General features: G+C 59.5%; 9 protein-coding genes. 8 read left to right on the forward strand and 1 reads right to left on the reverse strand.

Annotated elements, in window-relative coordinates:
* Nucleotides 1–77 precede the first annotated feature (77 nt).
* The 3 genes from CKW21_RS11580 to CKW21_RS11590 are packed head-to-tail and all read left to right on the forward strand — an operon-like array spanning nucleotide 78 to nucleotide 4,506.
* On the forward strand, nucleotides 78–2,630 hold the full coding sequence (locus CKW21_RS11580) for an S-type pyocin domain-containing protein (protein ID WP_095194103.1): 2,553 nt from the start codon (nucleotides 78–80) through the stop codon (nucleotides 2,628–2,630).
* A 2-nt stretch (nucleotides 2,631–2,632) separates the two neighbouring features.
* Entirely contained in the window at nucleotides 2,633–2,908 is a 276-nt protein-coding gene (locus tag CKW21_RS11585) for a bacteriocin immunity protein (protein ID WP_095194104.1), read from the forward strand.
* A 50-nt stretch (nucleotides 2,909–2,958) separates the two neighbouring features.
* Nucleotides 2,959–4,506 (forward strand): S-type pyocin domain-containing protein, encoded by a 1,548-nt coding sequence (locus CKW21_RS11590; RefSeq protein ID WP_256590201.1) that lies wholly within the window; start codon nucleotides 2,959–2,961, stop codon nucleotides 4,504–4,506.
* Between the two features lie 81 nt (nucleotides 4,507–4,587).
* On the opposite strand, the gene CKW21_RS11595 is transcribed toward CKW21_RS11590, so the two are convergent.
* Nucleotides 4,588–5,013 (reverse strand): YciI family protein, encoded by a 426-nt coding sequence (locus tag CKW21_RS11595; protein WP_095194106.1) that lies wholly within the window; start codon nucleotides 5,011–5,013, stop codon nucleotides 4,588–4,590.
* A 310-nt stretch (nucleotides 5,014–5,323) separates the two neighbouring features.
* Here CKW21_RS11595 and tpx point away from each other — a divergent pair, with 310 nt between their 5' ends.
* The 5 genes from tpx (at nucleotide 5,324) to CKW21_RS11620 (ending at nucleotide 15,172) form a co-directional block, all read left to right on the forward strand.
* Nucleotides 5,324–5,824 (forward strand): thiol peroxidase, encoded by a 501-nt coding sequence (gene tpx, locus CKW21_RS11600; RefSeq protein ID WP_095194107.1) that lies wholly within the window; start codon nucleotides 5,324–5,326, stop codon nucleotides 5,822–5,824.
* A gap of 205 nt (nucleotides 5,825–6,029) precedes the next feature.
* Nucleotides 6,030–7,346 (forward strand): MdtA/MuxA family multidrug efflux RND transporter periplasmic adaptor subunit, encoded by a 1,317-nt coding sequence (locus CKW21_RS11605; protein ID WP_095194108.1) that lies wholly within the window; start codon nucleotides 6,030–6,032, stop codon nucleotides 7,344–7,346.
* Nucleotides 7,343–10,438 carry an MdtB/MuxB family multidrug efflux RND transporter permease subunit gene (locus CKW21_RS11610; RefSeq protein ID WP_095194109.1) on the forward strand — a complete coding sequence of 1,032 codons (3,096 nt, stop codon included), beginning with the start codon at nucleotides 7,343–7,345 and terminating at the stop codon, nucleotides 10,436–10,438. The genes CKW21_RS11605 and CKW21_RS11610 overlap by 4 nt, the downstream gene beginning before the upstream one ends.
* Before the next feature lie 136 nt (nucleotides 10,439–10,574).
* Nucleotides 10,575–13,682: an efflux RND transporter permease subunit gene (locus tag CKW21_RS11615; protein WP_095194110.1), complete on the forward strand. Its 3,108-nt coding sequence runs from the start codon at nucleotides 10,575–10,577 to the stop codon at nucleotides 13,680–13,682.
* Nucleotides 13,679–15,172 carry an efflux transporter outer membrane subunit gene (locus tag CKW21_RS11620; RefSeq protein WP_095194111.1) on the forward strand — a complete coding sequence of 498 codons (1,494 nt, stop codon included), beginning with the start codon at nucleotides 13,679–13,681 and terminating at the stop codon, nucleotides 15,170–15,172. Before CKW21_RS11615 ends, CKW21_RS11620 begins: the two co-directional genes overlap by 4 nt.
* Nucleotides 15,173–15,231 lie beyond the last annotated feature (59 nt).

The raw sequence follows: 15,231 nt of genomic DNA on the forward strand, positions 1-15,231 counted from the left end.
TCCCACCCCATAAATATGTACCGCACCTGATCACCACCCCATCGACATGCTGCGCCCTACAGACAAGGAGAGACTGTATGGCACAAAACACATTGAGCGATGGAACGTCAGGAGATGTCGTGATCAGGTCCGGCCCACCGGCTTCGGGCGGCGGATCGGGGGGCGGCGGTAGTTTTGGCGGAAACCGCGTCGGCGCATCCGGGGCTTTCAGCGGTCCCAGCAAAAAAACAAGGGAGGCCCGCAGGCGGGTCAAGCAAGAGTACCTGCAAGCCCAGGAACAACAGCGACTTCAGGCAGCGGCTGCCGCCGTGCAGGCCCAGGAGTTGGCTCGCTTGCAGACACGACAGCAAACCCTTGCCTCTTGGGTTGCGCGTCATGACAACTTCAGAGCGATTGTCGATCAAAGCTTCTTCGCGAAAAGCGCGCAATTGACGTCATCGCTGGAGCAGGAAGTATCAGCGGCCAGTAGACCACCCAACAGCGATTCGAGCGAACGCTGGCAGCTGTATCTCATCACCAAGGAGAAGAGCGAAATCGACGGGCTGATTGCCCGAAAGACCGCAGAGCTCAATGCAAAGCGTGCAACCGCCAACTCATTCGATGGTCATGACCCACTCACTCGTTCGGCGAATGACTACCTCGCGCGCCTGGACCAGTTCGCAGATGCGCTCAGTAACGGTCATCAGATTTGGGAAAGCGCCTACCACGCTGCTCAGGAAGCACGACTGCTGTCCGCACAGATAAACGTACTCACGGAAAAATCCGGCACCCTGGCTCGATATCATGCCGAGCAGACCGTTGTCTGGCGTGACAGGGAAGCGATATGGGAGCGTCATCGACAAGTTGCCGAGCAGCGCAATGCACGCATTCGCTTCAAGCAGCAGGCCGATGAAGATGCGCGGATAGAGAGGGCCAAGCAGACCAATACCTTGCGTTTGCCGTCTTCGGTAACCGCTCTTTCAATGCTGTTCAATCCCCGGGGGGTATGGGTTTCCGGAACAGCCGATGGATTGGCAGTTGCCGTGGCACGGGCGACAACTGCAATAGGAAGCGCATTAGCGACGCTCACTGTCCCGCAAGTTGCGATATTTGTCGGGGGCATGACCTATCCGTCCGAGCTGGGTAACGGAGAGTTGACTCAGGAACAGCGGACTCAGTTGTTTCACGCTGTCGCCGTCCCCGCACAGACACTGGATCTTTACGACAGCCAAGAGCTGCAAACAATCGCTGACACGGGGGGATCGGTAGAGTCCGGGTTTCGGCTCAAGCCTTTGTCCACGCCTGAGGGCTCGACGGCGGTCATTGTCGCGAGTACCGGGGGTGAGATTGATCCCCGAGTTCCGGTGGTGAATGCAGTACTGGATCCTTTGAGCGGTCAACACATCGCTGAGATACCTGGATCACCGACCAGGTATGTGCAGTTCACGCCAGAAGCCGCGACTACAGCGACTGTCTCTGACCAGACTCGCCTCACAGTGTCGGAACCTCAGTTTCAAGACATCCCGACCGGTGTCGATTGGCGCATTCAGGATTGCATTGTCTGCGTGCCTGGACTGGAGCCGATCTATCTATCGTTCGATGTGCCACCGATGGGTACAGGGGTCGTCACCGGGACCGGTCAACCGGCTACGGTGGATTGGTGGAAAGCCGCCAGTCAGGCGAGCGGGGCAGCCATCCCGTCTCAGATCGGCGATCTGTTTCGAGGCCGGGAATTCAAATCGTTCCAGGCTTTTGACCAGGCACTGTGGCAGTCCCTTGGCGAACACCCCCTGCTTGCAAGCCAGTTCGATGAGGTAAACCAAAAACGCATCGAGCAAGGATTCTCCCCTTATGCGCCGAAGAGCACGTGGGTCGGTGAAAACCGTGAGTTCGAACTGCGCTATCAGGAACGGTCGGAGTTCTGGGCCGACGCTTTCAATCTCGACAAAATCAGCATCAAGGCGCCGAACAGTGCCGGCGGATGGCTTGGGGTCGTACCTGCGGTTGTTCCTTGGCCGATCCCGCCGGCCAGTAGCTGGAAACCCTTGGTGCCACCGGGCAGCGAACAACTCGGGTCGACCACATTACCGACCACGCCGACCGATCCGTTGGTGTATCCCGGCAACCCGGCCATCCCCGTCCTACCACCAAACGAGACGTTTCCGGCTGTTGACGAAGGGGAGATTGGTGCGAGTATTCCTGGGTATCCGGGGGATATGGAGCTTCCTTCGCCAGACGCCCTGTTTCGCGATCGACGGGATGATCCAGGTGTCGTCACGGGCGGAGGGCAGGCGGTTTCAGGGGTATGGTTGGGTGATGCTGCGCGAGGTAAGGGGGCGCCTATTCCATCGCATATTGCTGATCAGTTGAGAGGGAAAGAGTTTAGAAATTTTCATGAATTCAGGCGTGCGTTCTGGAAGGCGATTGAGGCGGATCCGAAGCTCAGGTCTCGATTTACCCCTATTGATTTGCATTTGATGAAAAGAGGTAACGCTCCTTATGCCTCCGCAGATGATAGGAACGGAGGTCGTAAAAAGTATGAAATTCATCATCTCGAAGAAGTTGCCCAAGGAGGGGAGGTATACGACATGGATAATTTGGTCGTTTTGACTGCAAGGCGCCATATTGATCTTCATAGGAAAGGGGACTAATCATGATTATGAAAGATAAATATGAAGACTATACAGAGGTGGAGTTTTTACAGTTTTTACGAGGTTTATACGAAGAGAGAGAGGACCTTTCTCCAGATGAGTTTGAAGACTTCATAGATAAAGGGGTGATGCATTTTGAGTTAGTAACTGAACATCCTGACCGTTCTGACGTGATTTTTTTTCCAAAGGAAGGCTGCGAGAGTACACCGGAAGATGTACTAAGGGTTGTCAAAGAATGGCGCGTGGCCAATAACAAACCCGGCTTCAAACCTGAATAATTTGCCTCGTTGACAACTTAGCGGCACTTGCTCATTACCGAGCAGGTGCCATGGTCTTCGACCGTTTTCCAAATAGATTCAAGGACGAACCAATGGAGCTTAAAGCAACACTCAAGGAATACACCGCGCCTGAGTTTCAGGCGCTGATTGACAGGATCTGGGCCGTTGATATGCCCAAGGAAGATCATGACAACCTGATCAACCACTTCGACCGCATTGTTGGCCATCCCAAAGGGGCAGACCTTCTGTTTTACCCTGACGACAGGTTTGACTCGGGTGGCGCGGGAGGGGTCATTCTTCATGTCAGGGCCTGGCATAACAAACAAGGCGCGGCAGCCTTCAGAGGCGAGGCTTTCCCACCTCCGGCCCGTCTTGCGCCATTGAGTCCTTTAGCAAGAAATCAGGCCAATACTCAAAAAATCAACACAGATGTGACCGTGTCGGAACACGCCCTTGAAGCAGCGCTAGGCCATTTGGAGACATTGATTGCGCATCGGCGTGGTCAAGCGGGTAGTCATACCAGTTTCACGGATCTGGAGACAAATATCCGTGCTCTGGAAGCAGCTCAGGAGCAAGCACGTATTGCTGTCAGAAAATTTGAATTCTGGAAGATGAGTGTGCAGTTCGCCATGAGCGGCACGCAGCGTGATGCCACCTATGCTCGATCCGATCAGGCGCAATGGCAGGGCCAGCTACAACAGGTTTCCGCACTTCATTCTCGCTACTTGGCGCACCTGGCGAATACTGCCCACCGATATCGCGCCTTACATGATGAAGTTCAAACACAGCTGACAGGGGCACAGGAGCAGTTGGTTCGTGCACGTAACCAGGCCGGTGTGGGACCTGCACAGACGATCTGCAGCATGTCTGCTTCCTTTGCCTTGGCGAACAAACTTCCGGAGCTTTTATTGGCGAGTGGGGCATCGGCGTTAGAGTTGTCTCAACACAAGGATCTACAGAAGTCCATCCGCTCGGCGGTGGCTGAAATTACATGGCGGAACACTTCGGGTACCTCGCTCAGCACAAACGAATATGCGTCTGTGCTGAATTTCGGCTTTTCCAGTCGTGCAGATACCCAGATCTACGGCCTTGGCGTTCCGCTGTCCGAACTGGCGCCTATCGAAGGTAGGAATTGGCAAATCCTCGCGCAGAACAAAGCTGAGGTGAATATTCCTTTCCGGATGGGTTCCAGGGTTATGACCGCTGCGCCCGGGGCCAGTCTTCTGGGCATAGAGGGTATTAAATCCATGTCGCAGGTTTACATCACTGCGTCTTCCGCCCAGGTTTCGCAATCTACGGTGCGGGTAAGGTTGGCGCGCCAGGAACAAGGTACGAGCGCCTTCAGCTTTACCGCTGATGGCACCGCGCCGATTACGATTTTCTGGTCCCGTTCAATCATTCTTGCAAGCAGCTCACCCGAGAAGAGATCACAACCGAGGCCGTTGAGTTTTGTTCAATCTCCTCCCGTACCGCTTCTCGAACCCTTGAGTAATAACGAAGTTGTTCATTTCGACGACTACATCGTGGTCTTCCCTGACGAGGCCGGGTTGGACCCACTGTATGTCATGTTCAGGGATCGACGTGAATATCCTGTTTAGCCTTTCACATCTTGTGATAACCGATCACGTCCGCCAACAGCACGGCACCAGGACGTGATCGCGCTATCACTTAATACCCGCTCAGCACTTCTTCCCTGGCCCAAACGCCCGCTCTTCCTGCTCCCGCAACTCCGGCGTGAATTCCTCACCAAAATCCGCCGCCTCGAACACCTGGCGAATCTCGATCTCGGCTTCGGTGCCCGGCATCGGGTTGGGGCAGCGCTTGACCCATTCGATGGCTTCTTCCTTCGACTTCACCTGCCACAACCAATAGCCGGCGATCAGTTCCTTGGTTTCGGCGAAGGGGCCGTCGATCACCGAGCGGTTGTCGCCGGAAAAGCGTACGCGGGCGCCTTTGCTGCTGGGGTGCAGGCCTTCGCCGGCGAGGAGGATGCCGGCCTTGGCCAGTTCTTCGTTGTAGTTGCCCATCGCGGTCAGCAGTTCGGTGCTGGGCATCACGCCGGCTTCGGAGTCCTGGCTGGCTTTGATGATGATCATGAATCGCATGGTGGTGTCTCCGTGGGATGTGGGTTGCTGACTTATAGTCGAATGATCGCGGGCTGGATCGACAATGCGGTTACAGAAAGTCGTAACAAATATTGTGATGCCCCGGATGCGATGCGCGCCTTTCGTCATGAACACCGGGTGGCGGCGGGAGAGGGGGGTACGCTTTATACACAATCCCACAGGGTTCAATTCCACAGGGGATTGGGGCTGTCTTCGCGTTTTTGTATCCGGGGTAGGTCGCCGGCCGATTTCGTGGTTAACTTCGGCCTCTTCAATATTCTCTACAACAACGTTCAGAAGGACTCCGTTCATGGCTCAAGTGACTCTTAAAGGCAACCCGGTTCAAGTCAATGGCCAATTGCCTCAAGCCGGTTCCAAGGCGCCAGCCTTTTCCCTGGTTGCCGGCAATCTGTCCGACGTTACCCTGAAAGACTTCGCCGGCAAGCGCAAAGTGCTGAACATCTTCCCAAGCGTCGACACCCCGACCTGCGCCACGTCCGTGCGCAAGTTCAACGCCCAGGCCAATGACATCGCCAACACCGTGGTGCTGTGCATCTCCGCCGACCTGCCGTTCGCCCAGGCGCGTTTCTGCGGTGCCGAAGGCCTGGAAAACGTCCAGAACCTGTCGACCCTGCGCGGTGCCGAGTTCATCCAGAACTACGGCGTAGCCATCGCCGACGGCCCGCTCAAAGGCCTGACCGCCCGTGCCGTGGTGGTGCTGGACGAGAACGACAACGTGCTGCACAGCGAGCTGGTTGGCGAAATCGCTGATGAGCCGAACTACGAAGCGGCGCTCAAAGTTCTGAAATAAGTGTTCTGAAATAAGTGTTCTGAAGTAAGTAAGCTTTTACAATTGTTAACGGCCTGGCCCTCCCAGGCCGTTTTCATTTGTGTTTCAGTGTCTTGGATAAATCTCCTGTTACGTAAGCCGAAGGTAAATTGCCGGTAAAGGCGCTTTGCTTAAACCCCGCCAGTGCTTATCGTTCAGCCTCATGTAATAAAAGCCCACGCGCCCAATGGTTGATCACTCAATGCAATCCTCTGCTTCCCGTAGTCCCCGTCGCTGGCTGTTCGGCCTGCTCGTGCTGTTGGTCATCGCCGCCCTGTGCTGGAAATTCTGGCCCGGCGGTGCTGCGCCGAAAGAGGGCGCGCAGCCGAAAGCCGTGGCCGGGCACGCTGGCAGGTCAGGGGGGATGCGCCCAGGGTTCGGCGGGGCGACAGGCCCCGTTCCGGTGCGTGTCGCGCCGGCGGTCAAGGGTGATTTCCCGCTGTATTACAAGGCGCTGGGCACGGTTACCGCGCTGAACACCATCAACGTGCGCAGCCGTGTGGGCGGTGAGCTGGTGAAGATCCATTTCGAGGAAGGGCAGATGGTCAAGGCGGGCGATCTGCTGGCCGAGATTGACCCGCGCCCGTACCAGAACGCCTTGCTCCAGGCTGAGGGCACCTTGTTGCAAAACCAGGCGCAGTTGAAAAACGCTCAGGTGGATGTCGAGCGTTATACCGGCCTGTACAAGGAAGACAGCATCGCCAAACAGACACTGGACACCGCCGTAGCGCTGGTCGGTCAATACCAGGGCACGGTCAAGACCAATCAGGCGGCGGTCAACGACGCCAGGCTCAACCTCGAATTCACCAGGATCCGCGCGCCGATCACCGGGCGCGTCGGCCTGCGCCAGCTGGATGTGGGCAACCTGGTGGCGGCCAACGACACCACGGCGCTGGCGATCATCACCCAGACCCAACCCATCAGCGTGGCCTTCACCTTGCCGGAAAACAGCCTCGACACCGTGCTCGCGCGCTATCGCAGTGGTGCCAAACTGCCGGCCGAGGCCTGGGATCGTGGTGACACCAAACTTCAAGCCACCGGCGTGCTGCAGAGCCTGGACAACCAGATCGACGTCACCACCGGCACCCTGAAATTCAAGGCGCGTTACGACAACCGCGACCAGTCGCTGTTCCCCAACCAGTTCGTCAACGTGCGCCTGCTGGCCGACACCCTCAAGGATGTCGTGCTCGCACCGTCCGCCGCGATCCAGTTCGGCACCAACGGCACGTTCGTCTACGCCCTGGACGGCGACAAGAAGGTCAAGATCCGTCAGCTCAAAATCGGTGCCAGCGACGGTGAAAACACGGTGGTCACCGAAGGCCTGGCCGCCGGTGAGCGCGTGGTGCTGGAAGGGACCGATCGCTTGAAGGACGGCAGCGACGTGGAAGTCGTCAATGACCCGACGCAAGTACCGACCAGTCCCGCTGGCCATCTGCAAGGCGGATCGGCGACCAATACCGCTGAACCGGCGCCTGCCGACAAGGCGAAAAAGGGCGGCGCATGAACCTCTCGCGGCTGTTTATCCTTCGCCCGGTAGCGACCACCCTGAGCATGCTGGCCATTATCCTGGCCGGCGTGATCGCCTACCGGTTGCTACCGGTGTCGGCATTGCCCCAGGTCGATTATCCGACCATTCGCGTCATGACCCTTTATCCCGGTGCAAGCCCGGATGTCATGACCAGCGCCGTGACCGCGCCGCTTGAGCGGCAATTCGGGCAGATGCCGGGCCTGACCCAAATGGCCTCGACCAGCTCCGGCGGCGCCTCGGTGCTGACCCTGCGCTTCAGCCTCGACATCAACATGGACGTCGCCGAACAGCAGGTGCAGGCCGCGATCAATGCCGCGACCAACCTGTTGCCCAAGGACCTGCCCGCACCACCGGTGTACAACAAGGTCAACCCGGCCGATACCCCGGTGCTGACGCTGGCCATCACGTCCAAGACCATGCTGCTGCCCAAGCTCAACGATCTGGTCGACACGCGCATGGCGCAGAAAATCGCCCAGATCAGCGGGGTCGGCATGGTCAGCATTGCCGGTGGCCAGCGTCAGGCGGTGCGAATCAAGGTCAACCCCGAGGCCCTGGCGGCCAACGGCTTGAACCTGTCGGACGTGCGCACCCTGATCGGCGCTTCCAACGTCAACCAGCCCAAGGGCAATTTCGACGGCCCGACCCGGGTGTCGATGCTCGACGCCAACGATCAACTGACCTCGCCACAGGACTACGCCAACCTGATCCTGGCCTACGCCAATGGCGCCCCGTTGCGGCTCAAGGACGTGGCAGAGATCGTCGACGGCGCCGAAAACGAGCGTCTGGCGGCATGGGCCAATGAAAACCAGGCGGTGCTGCTGAACATCCAGCGTCAACCGGGTGCCAACGTCATCGAAGTGGTGGACCGGATCAAGGCTTTGCTGCCGAGCATCACCGACAACCTGCCGGCCGGCCTCGACGTCGTCGTACTGACCGACCGCACCCAGACCATCCGCGCCTCGGTCAAGGATGTGCAACACGAACTGCTGATCGCCATCGCCCTGGTGGTCATGGTCACCTTTCTGTTCCTGCGCCGGGCCAGTGCCACGATTATCCCGTCGGTGGCCGTGCCGCTGTCGTTGATCGGTACTTTTGGCGTGATGTACCTCGCGGGGTTCTCGGTCAATAATCTGACCCTGATGGCCCTGACCATCGCCACCGGTTTCGTGGTGGACGATGCGATCGTGATGCTGGAGAACATTTCCCGATTCATCGAAGAGGGTGACAGCCCGCTGAACGCGGCGCTCAAGGGCGCCAAACAGATCGGTTTCACCCTTGTATCCCTGACCCTGTCACTGATCGCCGTGTTGATTCCGCTGTTGTTCATGGCCGACGTGGTGGGGCGGTTGTTCCGCGAATTCGCCATCACCCTGGCGGTGGCGATCCTGATTTCCCTGGTGGTGTCCCTGACCCTGACACCGATGATGTGCGCTCGGCTGCTCAAGCGTGAGCCCAAAGAGGAAGAACAGGGCCGTTTCTACCGCGCCAGCGGTGCTGCCATCGACTGGATGATCGCCGCCTACGGACGCAAATTGCAGTGGGTGCTCAAGCATCAGCCGCTGACGTTGCTGGTGGCCGTCGGCACCCTGGCGTTGACGGTATTCCTCTACATGGTGGTGCCCAAGGGCTTCTTCCCGGTGCAGGACACCGGGGTGATCCAGGGCATCTCCGAGGCGCCGCAGTCGATTTCCTTCGCGGCCATGAGCGAACGTCAGCAGGAACTGGCCAAGGTCATCCTGGCCGATCCGGCGGTCGAGAGCCTGTCGTCCTACATCGGTGTCGACGGTGATAACTCGACGCTCAACAGCGGCCGCTTGCTGATCAACCTCAAGTCCCACGGCAACCGCGACCTGAGCGCAACCGAAGTGATTGCCCGATTGCAGCCGGAACTGGACAAGCTGGTCGGCATTCGCCTGTACATGCAGCCGGTGCAGGACCTGACCATCGAGGACCGGGTCAGCCGCACGCAGTACCAGTTCAGCATGTCGTCACCGGATTCGGAACTGCTCAGCCTGTGGAGCGGGCGTCTGGTCGAAGCCCTGGCGGATCGGCCGGAGCTGACCGACGTTGCCAGCGACTTGCAGGACAAGGGCTTGCAGGTCTATCTGGTGATCGACCGCGATGCCGCATCGCGGGTCGGGGTGTCCGTGTCGAACATCACCGACGCGCTGTATGACGCCTTTGGTCAGCGGCAGATTTCCACCATCTACACTCAGGCCAGCCAATACCGCGTGGTGCTGCAATCGCAGTCCGGCGAGAAAATCGGCCCGCAGGCGCTGGATCAGATTCACGTCAAGACCACTGACGGCGGTCAGGTGCGGTTGTCCAGCCTGGCCCATATCGAAGAGCGTCAGGCGCAATTGGCGATCACCCACATTGGCCAGTTTCCGGCGGTGATGATGTCCTTCAACCTGGCCCCCGGTGTGGCGTTGGGGCATGCGGTGCAGATCATCGAGCAGGTGCAGAAGGACATCGGCATGCCGATTGGCGTGCAGACCCAGTTCCAGGGCGCGGCCGAGGCGTTCCAGGCATCGCTGTCGAGTACCTTGCTGCTGATCCTGGCGGCGGTGGTGACCATGTACATCGTGCTGGGCGTGCTGTACGAGAGCTACATCCACCCGATCACCATTCTGTCCACCTTGCCTTCGGCGGCGGTCGGCGCGTTGCTGGCCTTGCTGTTGAGCGGCAACGACCTGGGGATGATCGCGATCATCGGCATCATCCTGCTGATCGGTATCGTGAAGAAGAACGCGATCATGATGATCGACTTCGCCCTGGATGCCGAGCGCAATCAGGGCATGGACCCGCAGACGGCGATCTATCAGGCGGCGCTGCTGCGTTTCCGACCGATCCTGATGACCACCCTGGCCGCGTTGTTTGGCGCGGTGCCGTTGATGCTGGCGACCGGCTCCGGCGCGGAATTGCGTCAGCCGCTGGGTCTGGTGATGGTTGGCGGTTTGCTGTTGAGCCAGGTGTTGACGCTGTTCACGACCCCGGTGATCTATCTCTACTTCGACCGCTTGGGTCGACGCTTCGGCAAGTCTCAAGCCGAAGAGGTGTCGGTGTGAAAATGTTGAGCCATAGACTCTGTGGGAGCGAGCCTGCTCGCGAAGAGGCCTGCACCTTCAACATCGATACTCACCGACAAACCGCTTTCGCGAGCAGGCTCGCTCCCACAGGGGTTGATGCAGGGAGAGACGGTCGATGAACCTGTCGGGACCTTTCATCAAACGCCCGGTCGCGACCATGTTGCTGAGCCTGGCGATCATGCTGTTGGGCGGCGTGAGCTTCGGCCTGTTGCCGGTGTCGCCGTTGCCGCAAATGGACTTCCCGGTGATCGTGGTCCAGGCCAGCCTGCCCGGTGCTAGCCCCGAAGTCATGGCCTCCACGGTGGCGACGCCGCTGGAGCGATCCTTCGGCGCCATCGCCGGGGTCAACACCATGAGCAGCCGTTCCAGCCAGGGTTCGACCCGGGTGATCCTGCAATTCGACCTGGACCGCGACATCAACGGTGCGGCGCGGGAAGTGCAGGCGGCGATCAACGCCTCGCGCAACCTGCTGCCCAGCGGAATGCGCAGCATGCCGACCTACAAGAAGGTCAACCCGTCCCAGGCGCCAATCATGGTGTTGTCGCTGACCTCGGACGTGCTGGAAAAAGGCCAACTGTATGACCTGGCCTCGACCATCCTGTCCCAGAGCCTGTCGCAAGTGCAGGGCGTCGGGGAAGTGCAGATCGGCGGCAGTTCCTTGCCGGCGGTGCGCATCGAACTCGAACCCCAGGCGCTGAACCAGTACGGCGTGGCGCTGGACGACGTGCGCAACACCATCGCCAATGCCAACGTACGCCGGCCCAAGGGCTCGGTGGAAGACGGTCAGCGGCTGTGGCAGGTGCAGGCCAACGATCAACTGGAAAAGGCCAAGGACTACGAGTCGCTGATCATCCACTACGCGGACGGCGCGGCCCTGCGCCTGAAGGATGTGGCCAAGGTCAGCAACGGCGTCGAAGACCGTTATAACAGCGGTTTCTTCAACGACGACGCGGCAGTGCTGCTGGTGATCAACCGGCAGGCTGGCGCCAACATCATCGAGACGGTCAACGAGATCAAGGCCCAGTTGCCGGCGTTGCAGGCAGTGCTGCCGGCCAGCGTCAAACTGAACCTGGCCATGGATCGCTCACCGGTGATCAAGGCCACGCTGCACGAAGCGGAAATGACCCTGCTGATCGCCGTGGCCCTGGTGATCCTGGTCGTATTCCTGTTTCTCGGTAACTTTCGCGCCTCTCTGATCCCGAGCCTGGCGGTACCGGTGTCGCTGGTGGGCACTTTTGCGGTGATGTACCTCTACGGTTTTTCGCTGAACAACCTGTCGCTGATGGCGCTGATTCTGGCCACCGGGCTGGTGGTGGACGATGCCATCGTCGTGCTGGAGAACATTTCCCGGCATATCGACGCAGGCATCAAACCGATGAAGGCTGCCTATCTCGGCGCCCAGGAAGTCGGCTTCACCTTGCTGTCGATGAACGTGTCCCTGGTAGCGGTGTTCCTGTCGATCCTGTTCATGGGTGGAATCATCGAGAGCCTGTTCCGCGAGTTCTCCATTACCCTGGCGGCCGCCATTGTGGTGTCGCTGGTGGTCTCGCTGACATTGACCCCGATGCTTTGCGCCCGCTGGCTCAAGCCGCACACCCCGGGTCAGGAAAACCGCCTTCAACGCTGGAGCCAGGGCGCCAACGAGTGGATGGTCGCTAAATACGCCACCAGCCTCGACTGGGTGCTGCGTCATCGTCGATTGACGTTGCTAAGTCTGTTCGTGACAGTCGGCGTGAACATCGCGCTGTATGTGGTTGTTCCAAAAACATTTTTGCCTCAGCAGGACACCGGCCAACTGATCGGCTTCGTACGCGGCGACGACGGCCTGTCGTTCAGCGTGATGCAGCCGAAAATGGAAATATTCCGCCGCGAGGTGTTGAAGGACGCGGCGGTGGAAAGCGTTGCCGGCTTCATCGGTGGTACCAACGGCACCAACAACGCGTTCATGCTGGTACGCCTGAAACCGATCAAGGAGCGCAATATTTCCGCGCAAAAGGTCATCGAGCGTCTGCGCAAGGAAATGCCCAAGGTGCCTGGTGCACAGCTGATGCTGATGGCCGACCAGGACCTGCAATTCGGCGGTGGTCGCGAGCAGACCTCGTCGCAGTATTCCTACATCCTGCAAAGCGGTGATCTGGGGGCGTTGCGCGAGTGGTATCCGAAAGTGGTGACGGCGCTCAAGGCCTTGCCGGAGCTGACCGCGATTGACGCCCGGGAAGGCCGTGGGGCGCAGCAGGTGACGCTGATCGTCGACCGCGACCAGGCCAAACGCCTGGGCGTGGACATGGACATGGTCACGGCGGTGCTGAACAACGCCTACAGTCAGCGGCAGATTTCCACCATTTACGACAGCCTCAACCAGTATCAAGTGGTGATGGAGGTCAATCCGAAATACGCCCAGGACCCGATTACCCTCAAGCAGGTCCAGGTGATCACCGCAGACGGTGCGCGGATTCCGCTGTCGACCATTGCCCATTACGAAAACAGCCTGGAAGACGATCGGGTCAGTCATGAAGGCCAGTTCGCCTCGGAAAGCATTGCCTTTGACATGGCCGAAGGGGTGACGGTGGAGAAGGGCAGTGCCGCCATCGAGCGTGCCATTGCCTCGGTGGGCTTGCCGGAAGACGTCATCGCCAAGATGGCCGGCACCGCCGATGCCTTTGCCGCGACCCAGAAAAGCCAGCCGTGGATGATCCTTGGCGCGCTGGTGGCGGTGTATCTGGTGCTCGGCGTGCTGTATGAAAGCTATATTCATCCGCTGACCATTCTCTCGACCTTGCCGTCGGCGGGTGTCGGCGCGTTGCTGTCGATCTATGCCCTGGGCGGCGAGTTCAGCCTGATCTCATTGCTGGGGTTGTTCCTGCTGATCGGCGTGGTGAAGAAAAACGCGATTCTGATGATCGACCTGGCCTTGCAACTCGAACGCCAGCAAGGCATGGAACCGCTGGAGTCGATTCGAAACGCCTGTCTGCAACGTTTGCGGCCGATCCTGATGACCACCCTGGCGGCGATTCTCGGTGCCTTGCCCTTGCTGCTGAGTCGCGCCGAAGGGGCGGAAATGCGCCAGCCGCTGGGCCTGACCATCATCGGCGGGCTGATCTTCAGCCAGGTGCTGACCCTTTACACCACCCCGGTGGTTTACCTCTATCTCGACAAACTGCGCCATCGCTTCAACCACTGGCGTGGGGTGCGTACCGATGCTGCTCTGGAAACTCCGCTATGACTGACACATCGCAATTCAACCTGGCCACACCGCTGGCCACATCGTTGATCAAGGCCCGAGGCTCGCGGTTGCTGAGCCTGTCGTTGTGCGTGGCGATGCTCAGTGCTTGCGCCATCGGCCCGGATTACCAGCGCCCGCAAGCTGCTGCGCCGATGGAGTACAAGGAAGCGGCCGGCTGGCGTCAGGCCAGTCCGAGCGATGCCCTGGCCCGTGGTGCCTGGTGGGAGTTGTACGGTGATCAGCAGCTCAATGGCCTGATCGAAAAGCTCAACAGCGCCAACCAGACCGTTGCCCAGTCCGAAGCCCAATACCGCCAGGCCCAGGCCTTGGTGCGTAGTGCCCGGGGCGCGTTTTTTCCGACGGTGGACCTGACCGTCGGGAAAAACCGTTCCAGCCAGGGTAGCGGCAGCAGCAGTTCGAGCCTGACCAGCACTTCGAGCGGCATTCGCGATACCTACACCGCACAGGCCGGTGTGAGCTGGGAAGCGGATGTCTGGGGTAAATTGCGCCGTGGCCTGGAAGCCGACACCGCCAACGCCGAGGCCAGCTATGCCGATCTGGCGGCGATGCGCCTGAGCCAGCAGTCGGAACTGGTGCAGAACTACCTGCAATTGCGGGTCATCGATGAGCAGAAGCGCCTGCTGGAAGCGACCGTCGAGGCCTACCGGCGTTCGCTGAAAATGACGGAAAACCAGTACCGTGCCGGTGTGTCCGGCAAGGACGCGGTGGCTCAGGCGCAGACCCAGCTCAAGAGCACCGAGGCGGACATGGTCGATCTGATCTGGCAACGCGCCCAGTTCGAAAACGCCATCGCCGTGCTGATCGGCCTGCCGCCGGCGCAATTCAAACTGGCTGAAACCCAGGACATTCCGGCTTTGCCCGAGGTGCCGCTGAGCCTGCCATCGCAGTTGCTGGAACGGCGCCCGGACATTGCCTCCGCCGAACGCTCGGTGATGGCCGCCAACGCCAACATCGGCGTGGCCAAGGCGGCTTACTACCCGGACCTGACCCTGAGTTTGAACGGCGGTTACAGCAGCAGTACCTCGAAGGACTTGTTCAGCGTGCCCAACCGCTTCTGGTCGGTGGGGCCGCAACTGGCCATGACCCTGTTCGACGGTGGTCAGCGTTCGGCGGAAGTGGATCGCAGCGAAGGGGCTTACGATGAAACCGTGGCCAAATACCGCCAGACCGTGCTCGATGGTTTCCGCGAAGTAGAGGATTACCTGATACAGCTCAAGGTCCTGGAGGACGAAGCCGTGGTGCGCCAGCAAGCCCTGGACGCGGCACGCGAATCCTTGCGCCTGACCCGGAATCAGTACAAGGCCGGCGTGATTGCCTATTTGGATGTGGTGGTGGTTCAGGCCACGGCGTTGAGCAATGAGCGTACGACCCTGAGCCTGTTGCAGAGCCGCTTGATCGCCAGCGTGCAGTTGATTGCGGCGTTGGGTGGCGGGTGGGACGGGCAGCTTCAGGTGAGCAACAACCAATAAATCACTAATCTGTTTTGAACCGCTTTTCTTGTGGCGAGGGAGCTTGCTCCCGCTCGAGC

The organism is Pseudomonas sp. Irchel 3A7 (assembly GCF_900187565.1).
Lineage (GTDB): Bacteria > Pseudomonadota > Gammaproteobacteria > Pseudomonadales > Pseudomonadaceae > Aquipseudomonas.

Coding starts and splice junctions, on each gene's coding strand:
- CKW21_RS11605 (WP_095194108.1), top strand. CDS start 6,030: ATGGTTGATCACTCAATGCAATCCTCTGCTTCCCGTAGTCCCCGTCGC.
- CKW21_RS11580 (WP_095194103.1), top strand. CDS start 78: ATGGCACAAAACACATTGAGCGATGGAACGTCAGGAGATGTCGTGATC.
- CKW21_RS11590 (WP_256590201.1), top strand. CDS start 2,959: ATGGTCTTCGACCGTTTTCCAAATAGATTCAAGGACGAACCAATGGAG.
- CKW21_RS11585 (WP_095194104.1), top strand. CDS start 2,633: ATGATTATGAAAGATAAATATGAAGACTATACAGAGGTGGAGTTTTTA.
- tpx (WP_095194107.1), top strand. CDS start 5,324: ATGGCTCAAGTGACTCTTAAAGGCAACCCGGTTCAAGTCAATGGCCAA.
- CKW21_RS11615 (WP_095194110.1), top strand. CDS start 10,575: ATGAACCTGTCGGGACCTTTCATCAAACGCCCGGTCGCGACCATGTTG.
- CKW21_RS11595 (WP_095194106.1), bottom strand. CDS start 5,013: ATGCGATTCATGATCATCATCAAAGCCAGCCAGGACTCCGAAGCCGGC.
- CKW21_RS11620 (WP_095194111.1), top strand. CDS start 13,679: ATGACTGACACATCGCAATTCAACCTGGCCACACCGCTGGCCACATCG.
- CKW21_RS11610 (WP_095194109.1), top strand. CDS start 7,343: ATGAACCTCTCGCGGCTGTTTATCCTTCGCCCGGTAGCGACCACCCTG.